Annotated in this window: 15 protein-coding genes; 3 read left to right on the forward strand and 12 right to left on the reverse strand. The window is 36.9% G+C overall.

All coding sequences use genetic code 11. The features are described 5' to 3' along the window. Positions 1–937, forward strand: a 937-nt coding sequence (locus tag AC6F8J_RS05280) for a histidine kinase (RefSeq protein ID WP_500721561.1), incomplete at its 5' end; no start/stop codon positions are given. Here AC6F8J_RS05280 and AC6F8J_RS05285 read toward each other — a convergent pair. The 3 genes from AC6F8J_RS05285 to AC6F8J_RS05295 all read right to left on the reverse strand — a co-directional run bounded on the left by AC6F8J_RS05285 (position 918) and on the right by AC6F8J_RS05295 (position 3,723). After that, positions 918–1,562 carry a response regulator gene (locus AC6F8J_RS05285; protein ID WP_500721562.1) on the reverse strand — a complete coding sequence of 215 codons (645 nt, stop codon included), beginning with the start codon at positions 1,560–1,562 and terminating at the stop codon, positions 918–920. The genes AC6F8J_RS05280 and AC6F8J_RS05285 overlap by 20 nt on opposite strands. A gap of 1 nt (position 1,563) precedes the next feature. Next, entirely contained in the window at positions 1,564–2,397 is an 834-nt protein-coding gene (locus AC6F8J_RS05290) for a hypothetical protein (protein WP_500721563.1), read from the reverse strand. A 252-nt stretch (positions 2,398–2,649) separates the two neighbouring features. Further along, positions 2,650–3,723 carry an ATP-dependent 6-phosphofructokinase gene (locus AC6F8J_RS05295; protein WP_500721565.1) on the reverse strand — a complete coding sequence of 358 codons (1,074 nt, stop codon included), beginning with the start codon at positions 3,721–3,723 and terminating at the stop codon, positions 2,650–2,652. A 301-nt stretch (positions 3,724–4,024) separates the two neighbouring features. Here AC6F8J_RS05295 and AC6F8J_RS05300 point away from each other — a divergent pair, with 301 nt between their 5' ends. After that, on the forward strand, positions 4,025–4,786 hold the full coding sequence (locus AC6F8J_RS05300) for a UTRA domain-containing protein (protein WP_500721566.1): 762 nt from the start codon (positions 4,025–4,027) through the stop codon (positions 4,784–4,786). A gap of 159 nt (positions 4,787–4,945) precedes the next feature. Here the strand turns inward: AC6F8J_RS05300 and AC6F8J_RS05305 are convergent, their stop codons facing one another. Genes AC6F8J_RS05305 through asnS form a run of 3 tightly spaced genes read right to left on the reverse strand, consistent with a single transcriptional unit; the run spans position 4,946 to position 8,469 of the window. Further along, positions 4,946–5,221: a hypothetical protein gene (locus AC6F8J_RS05305; protein ID WP_500721568.1), complete on the reverse strand. Its 276-nt coding sequence runs from the start codon at positions 5,219–5,221 to the stop codon at positions 4,946–4,948. 13 nt (positions 5,222–5,234) lie between these two features. Further along, complete coding sequence (locus AC6F8J_RS05310) at positions 5,235–7,058, reverse strand: hypothetical protein (protein WP_500721569.1); 1,824 nt, start codon at positions 7,056–7,058, stop codon at positions 5,235–5,237. 19 nt (positions 7,059–7,077) lie between these two features. Next, the gene (asnS, locus tag AC6F8J_RS05315; protein ID WP_500721570.1) at positions 7,078–8,469 is read right to left on the reverse strand and encodes an asparagine--tRNA ligase; all 1,392 of its coding nucleotides are present in this window, start codon (positions 8,467–8,469) and stop codon (positions 7,078–7,080) included. A gap of 279 nt (positions 8,470–8,748) precedes the next feature. Between asnS and AC6F8J_RS05320 the strand changes: the two genes are divergently transcribed. Next, entirely contained in the window at positions 8,749–9,864 is a 1,116-nt protein-coding gene (locus AC6F8J_RS05320) for an aminopeptidase (protein ID WP_500721571.1), read from the forward strand. A gap of 315 nt (positions 9,865–10,179) precedes the next feature. On the opposite strand, the gene uxaC is transcribed toward AC6F8J_RS05320, so the two are convergent. The 6 genes from uxaC to AC6F8J_RS05350 all read right to left on the reverse strand — a co-directional run bounded on the left by uxaC (position 10,180) and on the right by AC6F8J_RS05350 (position 16,039). After that, on the reverse strand, positions 10,180–11,580 hold the full coding sequence (gene uxaC, locus AC6F8J_RS05325; protein ID WP_500721573.1) for a glucuronate isomerase: 1,401 nt from the start codon (positions 11,578–11,580) through the stop codon (positions 10,180–10,182). A 51-nt stretch (positions 11,581–11,631) separates the two neighbouring features. Beyond that, positions 11,632–12,915, reverse strand: a complete 1,284-nt coding sequence (locus tag AC6F8J_RS05330) for a TRAP transporter large permease subunit (RefSeq protein WP_500721574.1) — start codon at positions 12,913–12,915, stop codon at positions 11,632–11,634. Further along, positions 12,916–13,401 carry a TRAP transporter small permease subunit gene (locus AC6F8J_RS05335; RefSeq protein WP_500721575.1) on the reverse strand — a complete coding sequence of 162 codons (486 nt, stop codon included), beginning with the start codon at positions 13,399–13,401 and terminating at the stop codon, positions 12,916–12,918. It lies immediately after the preceding gene. A gap of 93 nt (positions 13,402–13,494) precedes the next feature. After that, a complete protein-coding gene (locus tag AC6F8J_RS05340) occupies positions 13,495–14,547 on the reverse strand; it encodes a TRAP transporter substrate-binding protein DctP (RefSeq protein WP_500721577.1) in 1,053 nt (350 codons plus the stop codon). A 27-nt stretch (positions 14,548–14,574) separates the two neighbouring features. Further along, positions 14,575–15,351: a glucose 1-dehydrogenase gene (locus AC6F8J_RS05345; protein ID WP_500721578.1), complete on the reverse strand. Its 777-nt coding sequence runs from the start codon at positions 15,349–15,351 to the stop codon at positions 14,575–14,577. 13 nt (positions 15,352–15,364) lie between these two features. Next, a complete protein-coding gene (locus AC6F8J_RS05350) occupies positions 15,365–16,039 on the reverse strand; it encodes an RraA family protein (RefSeq protein ID WP_500721579.1) in 675 nt (224 codons plus the stop codon). Positions 16,040–16,041 lie beyond the last annotated feature (2 nt).

Raw genomic sequence — 16,041 nt, forward strand, 5'->3', positions numbered from 1 at the left:
TGCTTTTATTCAAATGTTTCCGGATTATATAGATGCCAACTCACTGGATACTTTCTATAAAAATTGTATTTTTCAAAAGAAAGGTAAACATACTCATTTACATGCTTTTTTAACGAATCAAAAAAGTATGATTCCCTATAACTTAGAATTAGAGCCTTCTATTGTTTATGAAGTATCTAAAAAAATTATAGGAAAAAAACAACTTCTGATATGCTTTAAAGACATTTCTAATCTGGTCTCCAAACAAAAAGCTTTATCGAATCAAAAGCATCAATTAACCCTTACCAATCATAAATTAGGTTCACTGGCTCAGAAAACAAAAGAATTAGCTATTGCAAAAGCAAAGTCAAAAATAGCACAAAATATGCATGATATTTTAGGCCATAGCCTAACTGTTGTAATCGGCACAGCTGAACTTGCAGCCACAGACCAGCATCTTGAAGCCTCTCATCAAAAACTCATGCAAATTAGCGAGCTTCTTACCAACGGTTTAAATGATTTAAAAAACACTTTTATTAATGGAGAATCCTCATGGGGTACGACCTCACTCACCCATGCCATTCATTGTTTAAAAAACCAGAAAATCCAATTAGATTTTCTGGTTCAAGGGCAAGTATATGAACTTGATAGTCCTCAGACTGAAGCTGTTTTTCGTTTGTGTCAAGAAGCCATGACAAATGCAATCAAACATGGACAAGCCAAAAATCTGCATATTGTTCTTCGTTTTGAACCCGCCTTCATCCATCTGTTTATTATTGATGATGGTAATGGATGTACTTCAATCATTAAGAACTATGGATTAAAAGGCATTGAAGAAAGGTTTTCTTCTCTTGGCGGTCATGTTCATTTCGGTTCAGATGGGGTTCATGGTTTTAATATTCATGCTACATTACCAAAGTTCTATACTGATTCTATGATTATACAATCTGATTTTTGATCGCAAATACAGAGACTTGTGTTCGGTCAAGCAGTCCCGTCATACTCAGTATTTTAGAGACTCTATTTTTGATTGTACCTTCACTATAGTTGATGCTACTAGCAATTTCTTTGTTAGTCTTACCTTCAACTATTTGTCTGATAATCGCTAGGTCAATGGCATCAAATACACAATCATCTATTTCTAACTTCTCAGATGAACACCTAAGTCCCAATGAACTATGTATAGAAATAGTCTCATAAACAGCTTTATGAAAGATAACCATATCATACTGAAGACATTTAATTGCTAAAACAAGGGCCTCCGGCTTCATGTCTTTGACCAAATAACCATCAGCGCCGGAGCAACAGGCCGCCGATATATTTTTTGAATCTTCAAAGGTTGTTAACATGACAACTTTTGTATTTGGTAGACTGGCTTTTATCTCTACTAAAGCTTCAATACCTGTTTGAACAGGCATCTGAATGTCCAGCAATACCATGTCCGGTTTATATTTTTTTGCCATTTTTACAGCTTCTTCTCCATTGGATGCTGAAGCAACAATTTCAATCTCATGGTCTTTCTTTAGCATCTCTTCTAACATGGTTCGAAAAAGCAGCTGATCATCTGCCAATAGAACTCTCATTTCACAAAACCCCCTTTTGATTTGAGAACAATTCCTTGATTGAATCTCGAACATCTTTATATATCTCTCTTAAATAATCTGCAACATCATGAATCGCTTTATGATATTCTTGCATCGTATTGTAATGTGTTTTTTGAATATAATGTACCTGAGTCACCATTTTCTCTATTTTTATTATGAGATTTTTTTGAACTTGATCCACCAATTCAAGCCTTACTTTTTCACTTTCCAAATTGTTTGTGATTGCTACTGAATCCCTAAGCTTTTTATTGGCCAACGCCATATAGGCTATTTGATCCTCCAGTTCTTTCTCCACTTGTTTTTGATCGGTAATATCATAAACAACCATGGCATTTCCTATAAAGATATCTTTACTCATAATTGAAGAAAATGTAACTAAAAATACTTTTTCTTCAATCTTAAGCATGATTTTAATCGATCTTTTTTTACCTTCTTTTGTAAGGCTTTCTTTTATGGAAATGAAGTCATAGTCTTTAGTCGTCTTTACAATCCTATTAAGAATTTCATCTATATGGGTATCATTTCCAAAAATGCTTTGATAAGCCATCGGATGGTTGAACTCTACGACAACCCCATGATGATCAATAATGACAGCCAAATCATCCATTGAATAGAACACTGTTTTTAAGTCCGCTGATTGATCGACAAAATATTCTTTCTTTCTTATTCGATTCACTTTAACCGACAAATATATGATCATGAGTCCAAAAAAAATAACACCCAAATACCGAATAAGCCTCTTAAAAAAAACATCAATAGGTAAACCAATTGTCACGGTATCCATCATTTGCAAGATTAATATTGTTATACCCACAATCGAAAGGATATTTAGATTCGGAAAACCCGTCTCTTTTACCTTTCTAACCTTGTACCAAATGAGAAAACAGGTCCATACCACGATTAATGTCAATAATAATCCCACCTGAAATATTATATTCTTATCTAAGACCATCAACCGCTTCACTTCCTTAATTATAAATTCAACTTCCTATTTATTGGATTTCTATAAGTAGATTAGACTGACTTGCTGCCAAGAATATAGAAGTCATCTGAGAAAGATGAGTTCTTAATCACCATATGTTAATCCAACCGCTTCACCGGTTTTGACCAAATCATCATCCCGTGTAACCAACTTAAGTTTTGCTGCCATTTCTTCAAGAGGTGTTGCTCTTAGTTTATTGTTCACAATAGAAACCGTATTACCATAATCCTCTTCTGCAATCAGTCTTGCTGCATAGGCACCTAGTTTGGTGGCTAATACTCTATCATAAGCAGATGGAGAACCACCCCTTTGTTGATGTCCGGGTATGGTGACCCTTGTTTCAAAGCCCAGATTGGCGCTAATTTGTCTTGCCAAACGGTAAGAAACTGTTTGATCCGTCATCTCTTCTCTATAACGTTTAAAATTCTTTTTACTCATGGCCGCTTCTTCCTTGTTTACAGCACCTTCTGCCACAGCTATAATTGAAAAGTCTTTGCCTTTTTTACGTCTTTCTTCAAGTGCTTCATATACTTTCTCTTCACTGTATGGAATCTCCGGTATCAATACAACATCGGCGCCACCCGCAATACCAGAAAATAAAGTCAGCCATCCGGCTTTATGTCCCATAAGCTCAATCAACATAACCCTGTCATGAGAATCCGCTGTTGTATGTATTCGATCAATCACCTCTGTAGCAATGTCAACCGCACTATGAAAGCCAAATGTCATTTCTGTACCATAGATATCATTATCAATGGTTTTTGGTAAACCAATAATATTTAAGCCTTCTTCTCTTAGGAGATTGGCATTTTTGTGAGTGCCGTTACCACCGATGGTCACCAAACAATCCAACTTTAATTGATTGTAGTTTTTGACCATGTTGGCCACTTTATCAATTCCGTCTTCTTCTATTTTTCTCATTTGCTTAAAAGGTGTCCGATGGGTCCCAAGAATCGTACCACCTCGTGTCAATATACCTGAAAAATCATGAGAGGCCATAACTTTATAATCGCCATCAATTAAGCCTTTATATCCACCTTTTATCCCAATAATCTCACAATCCAGCAAATCATAAGAAGCCCTTGCAACACCTCTAATGGCTGCATTAAGGCCTGGACAATCTCCGCCGCTGGTTAAAATACCTATTCGTTTTTTCAATTCTACCACTCCTAATCCTTATGAACTTGATGGGTTTGTGTTATACACTATTATCATGATACCATATCCCTCTTTATGACAAAAGACTAAGTTATAACCCAGCCTCTCACTTGTTATGTCATTACATACATACCTATTCATCTGTTTCACCTTGTAAAGTACCCAAGTCTCCAATAATAAAATCTTATAAACCTTGATTTGTCCTAAATAACGCTTGATTTTTCCTAAGATTCCTGTAGAATAGTATATGTAGCATAAGCATAACATATTACAACTATATTATGATGACAAGGTGACGAAAATGACGAAAATTGATTTATTTAAGCAGTATGTTGTCGATAAAACAACACCCATTCCCCTCTATTTCCAATTTAAGAATATATTACTAAATATGATGAAAAATGGCGAACTACAAGCCGGTGATATGATCCCAACTGAGTTTGAGTTATGTGATATATTCGGAATTAGCCGTACCACCATAAGACAAGCTTTAACCGAATTGGTGAATGAGAACAAGTTTCACCGTGTTAAAGGGCGTGGTACTTTTGTAGCTCAGAACAAAATCAATCAAGATTTTATCCGCAAGATCGAAAGCTATAATGCAGAAATGACGCGTAAGGGGTACACACCTTCTTCCGAAGTCATCGACCTAAAAGTCATACCATCCAACACTGAGGTTTCCGGTGCACTTCGTATCACTGCCAACACAGATGTCATTAGTTTGAAAAGATTGCGTTACGCTGACGGTCAACCCATCGTCATTACCCAGACATTTATGCCTTATTCCTTTTGTAAGCATATCTTGGACCATGACATGGGTCAGGAATCTCTTTACAAAATACTGGCACAAAATGTTAATACAAAAATCTATCGTGTTGTAAGAAATATTGAAGCTGTCATTCCGACCAAAGAAGATTGTGACCTCTTGGACATCACCAAAACCACAGCCATCCAACTTTTCCATTATACAGGTTATAATAAGTTTGATACACCGGTAGAGTACACCATATCCCGTTATCGTGGGGACAAAAACATCTTTACGATTGAACAGTTTCATGCGTAAGGTGTTATGCTGTGTTAAAATGGATCCCACAAAAACCCTTCTACAGTGTATATGATTACGGTCTCCGATTGGTGCATCCATACTGACTAACTTCATCACATACACTGCTTCAAGGAACTTCATGGTCGAAGTTGGCTTCTTCTATCAGCTTATAATCATCTATGTTTTCATAAACATGAACCGAAGCTTTCTTAGATAACATGGTCCCTTTATAAGACTTACCTTCTCTATTATAAATGTACAATAGGCACCATTAATCGTAGACATCATATAACCACCAATACTGGTAAACCGAATCGTACCATCTTCATTCATCGATCTTACCATGGCACCTAGAGTGTCTAAGTGAGAAGCCATACCAATGGCTTCCTTGTCATTGACGCCTTTTATGGTGACATAGATACCGCCTTTTTGAGTATAGTTCATATCTATCATATTATAATCCTTATTAAGGTTTGTCTTGTAATAAAATAATCTTAGGTATGTCTCGCCAATTTCTGATGGCCTTTTCCTTGTCATAAACCGTTGCCAAATAGGTACCAAAAGATGTATCCTCAACCTTATAGACGTACTCTTCTCCATTTGAAACTAAAAATGATATATACTTACCGTCAAAGGAGCTGTATTCTATCGTATAATTACTAGGGTGGTTAAGTTTTCCCTGTTGGTACATATCTTCAAGTATATAGGCCTGTATTTCTTCAGATATTTTCTTCAATTGAACTGTCTCAATTTCTCGCGTTGCCGTCTCAATGTTAAAGTCGGGATGTGCCTCTAATAAAGCTTCTATAGATTGTACATTATCCTCTAATATTTTAATGGTGTCGTCTTTTATCATGGCAACACTCAAATAAATCTGTGGGTTATTAACAGGAGATGCTATGGTAAAAATTGATCTACCATCTGTCTTCATATAACGAATAAATATCCGTTCCACCTCGAATTTTTCCATAAGGATAGTCTCAACTTCTTGCCACATCTCTAAATCTGTTACAAGTTTTGGTTCGATATAGGGTCCTGATCCCGGAAGCTGTTCATAGTCTTCCTTTGAAAGTACCTCAAAACCATCTAAAGACTTAATATAATAGGTCGATGGGTCGACTTCATAGGCAATACTAAAGCCATCCACTAATACAAAGTTCATACGTTCCAATATGCTATCCTCAATCTTAATGTTATAGTTTCTGACGATATCTTGGACCGTGACTGTTTTCATATTGAGCAAATCAAAAGGACGTCCCTTGTTATAAGCCACAATCTGATCTGAAAAATATGCTTCCAAACCATTAAAAATCTCTACAGCATACTCATCAATAATCTGGCCTTCAAGTGCCTTTCGATCAAGGGCAATTTGTTCCCTGTCAAGATCAAATCCTTGTTTTTGAAGCTCTAATACAATCTGGTTGGTCATCGTTTCATTGGTTAACACCAATAAATGTCTGACCAGTTCTCGCCTACCGGTTATATCTTTAATCATACGTTTCATTTGGTCTGCTGATAAAGGATAAATCTGTTCTAATAGATCCACAGCCTCTGCTGCTAGAGGAGATGAACTGGCCCTATAAATAGGTAGTAGTTCTTTGTTTATGGCACCTCTCATCTGCTCAATAACAACCTGTATCTCTTCTTCATTCACGACAAAGTTAAGCTTCAAGTCTTGGTCCACGGGCACAACATGCATAAGATCAAGGCCTGATGGCTTGCCATATTGGGTCAAATCAATACGCATTTCATGAATCAGCCGGCTTACTCTACCTCTATTTATCAGATATTTCAATGGACCAATGACTTTGAATTCATGTCGTCCTATACCAACTTTATCATAAGACACTCTAAGGTTGCCTTCATCTTCAAAATATTCCATATAATATACAATCGGAAGATAGAAACCGGCAAAGGTCAGATTCAACTTCAAAGCTTGCTTCTTACCATCATAATAGAGATGTTCCAAATTATAGGCTGTATCTTTCACATCTTTAGCAATCAAGATGGACAGTTCGTGGGCAATAACATTCTCAGAAATAAGAATATCCAGACCATAATCTTCATATACCCAATTTTCTTTATCTTTTTCTATATATTCCAAGGCAGATTCACCTTTTTGGAACTGATCAAATATAGCAAATTGCATGTAGGTCAATATGGCACACCCAAGCACAAAAAAAACAAAGAGGCCAATGGCAAATGATTTTAAGGTAGCCATCGACTTGATTCCTTTTTCCAATTTCACTGTTAAGTTATCCAATAATTCATCTTTTTTTTCTTCTGACATAACTTAACCCTCCATTAATTTAGATTTCCAGATTATGAACCGTTCTAGGGAATGATACAACATCACGAATGTTACTCATGCCGGTGATATACATAATCATTCGCTCAAAGCCTAGGCCAAAACCGGCATGACGTGTGCCACCGTATTTTCTGATGTCCAAATACCACCAATAATCTTCTTCATTAAGACCCATCGCTTCCATTCTTCTTAGCAGCTTATCTAGGTCATCTTCTCTTTGACTACCACCAATGATCTCTCCAACACCCGGAACCAGAAGATCCATGGCAGCAACTGTTTTTTCATCCTCATTCATCTTCATATAAAAAGCCTTAATATCTTTTGGATAATCCGTTACAAACACAGGTTTGTTAAAGACTTCTTCTGTCAAATAACGCTCATGTTCCGTCTGTAAATCCCCGCCCCAGCTAACAGGATACTCAAAGACTTTAGCGCTATTTTGAAGTAATTCAATTGCCTCGGTATAAGTCACTCTCTCAAAATCACTATTGGCAACCTTATCTAAGCGCTCAAACAAGGATTTGTCCACAAATTGATTAAAAAAAGCCATTTCTTCCGGTGCCTTTTCTCTAACATAGCGAATGATGTATTTGATCATCTCTTCAGCAAGGTCCATGTCATCTTTAAGATCTGCAAAGGCCATTTCCGGCTCAATCATCCAAAACTCTGCCGCGTGTCTTGGTGTATTAGAGTTTTCTGCTCTAAACGTAGGCCCAAAAGTATATACATTTCTAAAAGCCATCGCATAGGTTTCCACATTTAGCTGACCACTGACTGTAAGGTTGGCTTCTTTTCCAAAGAAATCTTCCTTATAATCCACGGTACCCTCTTCATTTTTTGGTACATCAAGAGGTGGCAGAGTAGATACTCTAAACATCTCCCCAGCACCTTCACAGTCACTGCCTGTTATGATTGGGGTATGTACATAAACAAAGCCTTTTTCATTAAAAAACTGATGAATGGCAAAAGCCGTAAGAGAGCGTACTCTAAATACAGCTGAAAAAGTATTGGTTCTAGGTCTTAAGTGCGCAATGGTACGTAGGTATTCAAAACCATGGCGTTTTTTCTGAAGGGGATAATCACTGGCTGATTCACCCTCAACTGTAATCTTATCGGCTTTGATCTCAAAAGCCTGTTTTGCTTCCGGCGTCTCTACCACTACACCTTCAACAACAACAGCGGCACCTACGTTTTGCTTGGAAAGTTCCTTATAGTTTTCAAGATCACTGTCCATAACCACTTGAATCGTATTAAAGCATGTTCCGTCATTCAGCACCATAAAACCAAAGGCATTAGATGCCCTTACGCTTCGAATCCAGCCTGAAATCTGAATTTTATCTCCGTAATAGGCCTCCGGATGTTCATAAATCGCTTTAACTTCTGTATTATTCATCACTAATCTCCTCAAAATGTTTTTCCCAAATGGGCTTATTTTCTATTCGTTGATCTTATGACTATTGTAGCATATTCCTTAACTTCATATATGACAAATTCTTTAAATAATATTTAGGGCATCAAAAAAATGAGTCTAGCTTTCATAGACGTAAAAAATATTTTAACGCTCTTTTCTTTCTTAACCATCTTTGGTATAATAGAGTGAAAAGAATGCAGAACTAGAGATACCTATAATACATGAACCCTTAAAGGGTTCTTTAATAGAAAGGAACATAAAATGGATGCAAGAATTATAACCTTGGCTAAGAATTTAGTCAATTACGCATGTAAAGTTCAACCGAAAGAAAAAGTCCTTATAGAATACATCGGTTCAGAAACAGAGGATTTGGCAAGGCAACTGGTCAAAGAAGTATTAGCAGCTGGGGGGTATCCTTTTCTTCAGGCAACAGATTATCGTGTTGTAAGAGAACAGCTCCTTGGTGCGACTCAGGAATTTTTTGAAATCAAATGTAAATGGGAATCCATTCGTATGCAGGAGATGGACTGTTATATTGGTGTACGTGGGTCTGATAATGTTTCAGAGTGGAGCGATGTGCCCGCTGAAAAACTTGCTCTCTACCAGAAATACTGGTTCAACCCCATACACAGTGACATCAGGGTCAACACAACCAAATGGGTTGTGCTTAGATACCCCAACGCTTCTATGGCTCAATTGGCCAACCAAAGCACTTCTGGCTTTGAAGATTTTTATTACAATGTCTGTAACTTAGACTATGGTAAAATGTCCATCGCTATGGATGCACTGGTAGAACTTATGGAAAAAACCGATCAAGTACATATCGTAGGTCCGGGAACGGATTTGAGATTCTCAATTAAGGGTCTACCGGCCATCAAATGCGATGGTCAAGTCAATATTCCTGATGGTGAAGTATACAGTGCACCGGTACGTGATTCTGTCAATGGTGCACTTAGATACAACACGCCGGCCGTATACCAAGGCTTTACCTATGAAAATATTGAATTGACCTTCAAAGATGGTAAGATTGTGGATGCAAAAGCCAATAATACCAAGAGAATCAATGAAGTCTTTGATACCGACGAGAACGCAAGGTATATTGGCGAGTTTGCCATTGGTGTCAACCCTTATATCCTTGATCCTATGAAAGATACTTTATTTGATGAGAAAATCATGGGCAGCTTCCACTTTACCCCTGGTAGCGCTTATGATGAATGCAACAATGGTAACAAGTCCGCCATTCATTGGGATCTCGTGTGTATTCAGACCCCTGAATATGGTGGTGGTGAGATCTATTTTGACGGCGTGCTGATTCGTAAAGACGGGCAATTTGTACATGAGGCCCTCTTGCCACTGAACCCAGAAAATCTAAAATAATAAGGCTCTTTATCAGTTAGGGGTAATCCCTATATTCGTGAGTTAACTAGGTCTCTAAGTGAACACTTAGAGACCTGGTTCTTCTCCAAAAAGTCTCTGCTATGTTAATGCGTTGGAACAACGCATTAACTATCAAGGGAATCTTTCCTGCCGGAACAATTTGCTTTGCAAAGCGAGGCGTAGCCTCTTTGTTCTTGGCTTTTAGGAACTGGAACGTAATAATCAGTATAAGCTCAAAAAAATGTTGAAGCGAATATATCACCCCAACATTAGTTTTGGAAATTTTTTATTTAATACCAGAAATTGATTGGTCAATTATATTCCAAAGTATTCTTTTGCATTTTTGAAACATACACCTGTAACCAACATCTCAATGGCTTCTAAATCATATGGGTATTCACCGTTTTCTATCCATGACCCAATCAGATTACAGAAGATACGTCGAAAATACTCGTGTCTTGGATAGGATAAAAAGCTTCTCGAATCTGTTAACATACCGATAAATCTACCCAAGAGGCCGGCATTCGCCAAATCACGCATTTGTTTTTCCATACCATCCCTATGATCTTGAAACCACCATGCAGAACCAAATTGTACTTTTGATGGGTATTTATCATCTTGAAAATTTCCCAACATTGTTGCTATTACGCCATTATCTTTATCATTGATAGAGAATAAAATCGTTTTTGGCAGCTGCACCGTCATCTCTAAATCATTCAAAAATGAAGAAACCGCTATCGCCATACTATCATCTCCTATCGAGTCAAATCCAGAGCTCTCTCCAACTATCTCTACCATTCTTGTGTTTCTACTTCGTATAGGGCCGATATGTAATTCCATGGCCCAACCTAAGCGATGGTATTCCTTGGCAAGAAATAACATAAGCATTGTTTTAAACTTTTCTGAATCTTCTTCAGAAATAGACTGTCCATTCAAAGCATTCACAAATATTACGTTAATTTCTTCTTCTGTTGATCGCCTATAAGGCATCTTTTCAAAACCATGGTCACTTGCAATACATCCACATTGGACAAATTCTTCTATTCTTATTAATACAGCTTTTTTTAAATCTTGATAATTACGGATTTCAACGTCCGTGATTTCAGACATATTCTTTATATACATAGAAAAGTCATCTGATTCAATATTTAAAAGTTTATCCGGCCTCATCGCAGGTAAAACTTTCACTGTAAAGCTTTCATCCTGATCAAGAAGCTTGTGATATTCCAATGTATCCATTAGATCTTCAGTCGTACAGAGTGCGTAGATGTTTGATGTTTCAAGTAACTTGCGTGGTGAATAATCGCCTTTTTCAATCTTATCATTACAGCTGTCCCATATTTTCTTTGTTGTTTTTGGAGAGAGCCATGTATCTATTGAAAAATAACGCTGAAGTTCAAGATGTGTCCAATGATATAAAGGATTACCAATGGCATAAGGTAAGGCTTGTGCATATGCCTCAAATTTTTCATAATCACTCGCATTGCCTGTAATGAAAAACTCCGAAATACCATTAGAACGCATCAAACGCCATTTATAATGGTCACCATAAAGCCACAATTGTGTTATATTCTGAGGCTGTTTATTTTCATATATTTCTCGCACACTCAAGTGACAATGATAATCAATAATCTGTTGATGAACTGCATATGTATGATATAGCTCTACAGCCACTTCATTATCCAACATAAAATTTTCACTCATAAATTTTTTCATTTTTTCTCCTATAGGATCTAAGCCGTTTAGTTTTCAAATCCTTATATATTTCTAAAACAGTAGGTTTGGCAAGAACATAACTACCTGAGGGAAAAATACCAAGATAATAATTAATGCAAACACTGCAGCATAAAATGGAATTGCATCTTTAATAAAGTCCTCTATCGGACATTCAATAATCCCACATACAACATAGAGTGCCGTACCTACCGGTGGTGTCATAACACCCATTGTGACAATCGTCATCATTAGTATACCAAAATGAACTGGATCCACACCCAACTGGGTAACCATCGGCAAAAAGATTGGTGTGAGCAGTAAGATATTTACATTACTATCGACAAACATGCCGGATACAAGAAGAAACAATAGAATAATAATTAATAACAGTGATGGATTTGTTGTTATACCAAAAAGCAATTGAGATAATTTTACCGGAACTTTGTCATAAGTGAGTGCATAGCCAAAAATTCCGGATAAGGATATGATCAATATAACAGCACCTGTGTCTTGTACGGAATGTCGTAATGCATTTTTGAAGGACGTCCAAGTCAATTCCTTATAAATGAATTTTCCGACAAATAAAGCATAAACAACTGCAAATGCGCCTGATTCTGAGGGTGTAAATAAGCCAAATCTAATACCGACTATAAGAATGATTGGGAATATAAAAGCCCAAACTGATTTTTTTAGATTCAGCAAAATCTCTTTTAGAGATGCCGCTTTTATATCAGGATTCGGTATATCATATCCACGTTTTTTTGCTGTGAGATTAACCGTTATCATGAGTGTCGTCATCATTAGAAACCCAGGAACGATACCTGCAGCAAAAAGTCTACCTATGGATACCTCACCCACAAAACCATAAAGAATTAGTCCTAAGCTTGGTGGAATCGTAGCTGTAATCAGTGATGTAAGACATGTTACAGCAGCAATATACCCTTTCGAATACCCCCGCTTAATCATACTTGGTCCAAGGACTCTAATTTCCATTGCAGCATCTGCTGTAGCCGAGCCTGAGACCCCACCCATCAATGTACTCAAAATAACATTAACTTGAGCTAAACCTCCAACCATCTTGCGCGTTAATACCGTAGATAAGCTCAACAAACCTTTGGTTATACCTGTTTCATTCATTAAATTTCCTGCAAAAATAAAGAAAGGAACAGCTAAAAAAGCATAGGATTGAGTCTGTGTTACTACTCTCTGTATAGAGATTGCAAAAGGGATATCATTGTTTGTTAAGAAATAACCCAGTCCAGAAATCCCTATAACGAAGGCAATTGGCATATTAATTAATAATAGAATAATAAATAGAATTATTAACAAAACCACTTATATAACCCCCTTTTTTATGCTTTTTCTATTGATATGATTCCTGTAAATATTAGTGAAACTGGACATCAACATGAAAATAGAACCAACAGGCAAACTAAGTGTTACAAATGAGTAGCTAATTGGTAGTGTTTGAAATGACCTTTGCCAGCTACTGATACTTAAGTTAAATCCATATACTATGAAAACAAAAAGAACAATGATAATCAATACATTACAAAAAAGCTTTAAATAATATTGTATTACATCTGAAAACTTTCTTGTTAGTATATCAACACCTAAAAGTTTGCCATTTCTTAATGCAATATCAGCACCTAGAAACGCTACCCACGCAAACAAAATCTGTGTAATGTCGATTGACCATTGGATTGGTATTTTCAGGTATCTAAAAACTGCGGATGCAAAAACCAGTCCAATAATTGTAATAAAAAATGTGGAACAAATGAATTCCTCAATTCTGAAAATCACTTTTAGAACTTTTCCCATGGAAACCTCCTATATGAAAAATTATACTTTAGAAAATTAACACACCCGTATTAAAAGTTACATAAAGCCCGGATGTGTTAATTTCAACTGAAACTATTTGCTTATTTCTTCTAATAATTGATCTCTTAATTCAGCATAACCTAATTTTTCATACACAGGTTGAACCGCTTCTATGAAAGGTGTTTTATCAACTTCTCTAACGATCATGCCTTGCTCTACCATTTCGTCCTCGTACTCTTTAGAAAGTTTAACAACGAGTTTTTGGTTTTCTGCCCCTACTTCTTTACAAATTCTAACAAAAAGCTCCTGGTATTCCGTACTCCAAGAATCAAAAACTTCTTTACTCATGACCAAACAACCAATTAATTGAAAATGCTCCGTTTTATTCGTGTACTTAGAGATTTCATAAAGACGCGTTGCATAGGATGAAGGTGTCTGTACTTCTGCCCCATCAATGGCCTTTTGTTGAATTGATGGATAAACCTCTGCCCAATCCATAGGTGTTGCAATAGCGCCCATTGCATTAATTGTTTCAGTAAAAAGTGGGCTACCAATTGTTCTAATCTTTAATCCATTTAAGTCAGCAGGTGTATTTATTTCTTTATCAACCACCATATTACGAGCACCAGAATACCAATTGGAGGTAATAAGCTTTAAACCTTGGTCTTCAAATTGTTTTTCCCATGCTTTATAGGTCTCTGTTTCAACTAAATCATTTAACTGGCTAGGGTCGTCCAAAAGATAAGGCGCTTGAATTACACCAAATTCAGGGACAAATGATGCCAATCTACCAGGGTCAGAAACCGTTAAAATAGGTGCTCCTTGCATTGCTTGCTCTGTAAGGTCATCTGTTCCACCTAGTGCAGAAGAAAAGTAGAGTTCAATTTGGAAATTACCATTAGTTTCTTCTTCCATTCTTCTCTTTACTTCAGCCAGCCCCATGGATTGTGTATCTTTATCTCCTTGAGTATTACCAAATCTCATACTTACTTTTTCTGGCTCCGTAGTCGTAGCTTCTTCTGTTGCTTCAGTTGCTTCAGTTGTTGATACTTCAGCTTCTTCTACCTTTGTATCTTTTTGGGTACATCCTACCAATGTTGCAAATGCAATTAACAATGCTACCATTAGTCCTATTATTCTCTTCATAATTTCTCCTTTTTTATATAGTATTTTTTAGAAACCTATTAAACATCCACCATCAACTGCTAAGCAAGTGCCTGTTACAAAAGATGCTGCAGGTGAACACAGATATACAGCAGCCCATCCAATATCCATTGCATCACCATATTTATTCATTGGGGTTCTTCCTAAAATCTTATTTTGGCGATTTTCATCACCTTCAACAGCTTTCCTAAACATTATCGAATCAATAAATCCCGGCGCAATGGCATTGACACGAACATTATCACAAGACACTTCACTGGCTATTGATCTCGTAAGCCCAAGTACGGCTGATTTAGCAGCGGAATATGCCGTTACAGAAGTAAGTCCAAAGAAAGCTGACATCGAGGAAATAAATATGATATTTCCACTTTTATTTGACCTCATTGATGGAATCACTGCTTTTGTCAGCGCAAAAGCACCAACTAAATGTACATCTAAAACACGATTAAAATCATTTATAGAAGTTTCTTCCACTGGCTTCTTACAATGTATACCTGCATTATTTATTAGTATATCAATCTTACCATGGTCTTCAATTATACGCTTAACCAATTCTTCTGTATGATCAGTATCTGTCACATTAAATTGGTAATAACCAGCATCATTGCCAATATCCTCACAAGCTTTTTTTAGAATCTCTTCAGATTCTATACCAACTACAATAACCTTAGCTCCTGCAGATGTTAAGCATTTTGCCATTGCATTTCCCAAACCCGTTGCTGCGCCTGTAATAACCGCTATGTTCCCTTCCAAACTAAATGCATTCATAAATGATTGTTCTACCATATTGCCCTCCTTTTTATAAAATACCAAACTTTTCAAAAGCTGCTGTCGAAGTCATACCTGCTTCTATAGCTTTTCTTACTACCTTTTCACCCCTAACTTTTTCTAGTGACTTTTCAACCACTTCTTCTACGGTTTCTTTTGGGATTATCAGAACACCATCTATATCGCCAAAAACAAGATCTCCCGGTCTAACCAATACACCCCCAATCTCAATATTGCAACGATAATCAGCTACTTGTGTACGAACAGATGAGTCTTGTGCATAACGTCCTCTACTGAAGACTGGCCAGTTCTGACTTAATACCATAGGTGTGTCTCTATGCCAACCGTTGATAACTGCACCAACCGCACCTCTTGTTCGAGCTGTTGCCGTTAGAAGCTCTCCCCAATAGGCACATCGCATTTCACCCCCGCTTGCTATGTAAACTTCTCCCGGTAATAACTGGTCAAGTGCTTCCGTTAAAAGTCCAAATGGTTTTTTTTGTGGTCCGTATACGTCAACCATAAGGACTGGCATTGCCCAACCAACGATAATAAAATCTTCCCTAATCGCTTGCACTGGCTGTGGCAAAAATTGATGACTGTATCCCATACTATCTAAAATATCTCCAACCACTGGCGTGTATAGTTCTTTTTTAATGACCTCAAAAAGTGCTTCATCATTATTTCTATACTTCTGATTCTCCATAC

Source organism: Petrocella sp. (assembly GCF_059865615.1).

Bases quoted from the DNA above. Each gene is read 5' to 3' on its own strand.
- AC6F8J_RS05285 (WP_500721562.1), bottom strand. From the start codon at position 1,562: ATGAGAGTTCTATTGGCAGATGATCAGCTGCTTTTTCGAACCATGTTA.
- AC6F8J_RS05300 (WP_500721566.1), top strand. From the start codon at position 4,025: ATGACGAAAATTGATTTATTTAAGCAGTATGTTGTCGATAAAACAACA.
- AC6F8J_RS05305 (WP_500721568.1), bottom strand. From the start codon at position 5,221: ATGATAGATATGAACTATACTCAAAAAGGCGGTATCTATGTCACCATA.
- AC6F8J_RS05310 (WP_500721569.1), bottom strand. From the start codon at position 7,058: ATGTCAGAAGAAAAAAAAGATGAATTATTGGATAACTTAACAGTGAAA.
- asnS (WP_500721570.1), bottom strand. From the start codon at position 8,469: ATGAATAATACAGAAGTTAAAGCGATTTATGAACATCCGGAGGCCTAT.
- AC6F8J_RS05320 (WP_500721571.1), top strand. From the start codon at position 8,749: ATGGATGCAAGAATTATAACCTTGGCTAAGAATTTAGTCAATTACGCA.
- uxaC (WP_500721573.1), bottom strand. From the start codon at position 11,580: ATGAAAAAATTTATGAGTGAAAATTTTATGTTGGATAATGAAGTGGCT.
- AC6F8J_RS05335 (WP_500721575.1), bottom strand. From the start codon at position 13,401: ATGGGAAAAGTTCTAAAAGTGATTTTCAGAATTGAGGAATTCATTTGT.
- AC6F8J_RS05340 (WP_500721577.1), bottom strand. From the start codon at position 14,547: ATGAAGAGAATAATAGGACTAATGGTAGCATTGTTAATTGCATTTGCA.
- AC6F8J_RS05345 (WP_500721578.1), bottom strand. From the start codon at position 15,351: ATGGTAGAACAATCATTTATGAATGCATTTAGTTTGGAAGGGAACATA.
- AC6F8J_RS05350 (WP_500721579.1), bottom strand. From the start codon at position 16,039: ATGGAGAATCAGAAGTATAGAAATAATGATGAAGCACTTTTTGAGGTC.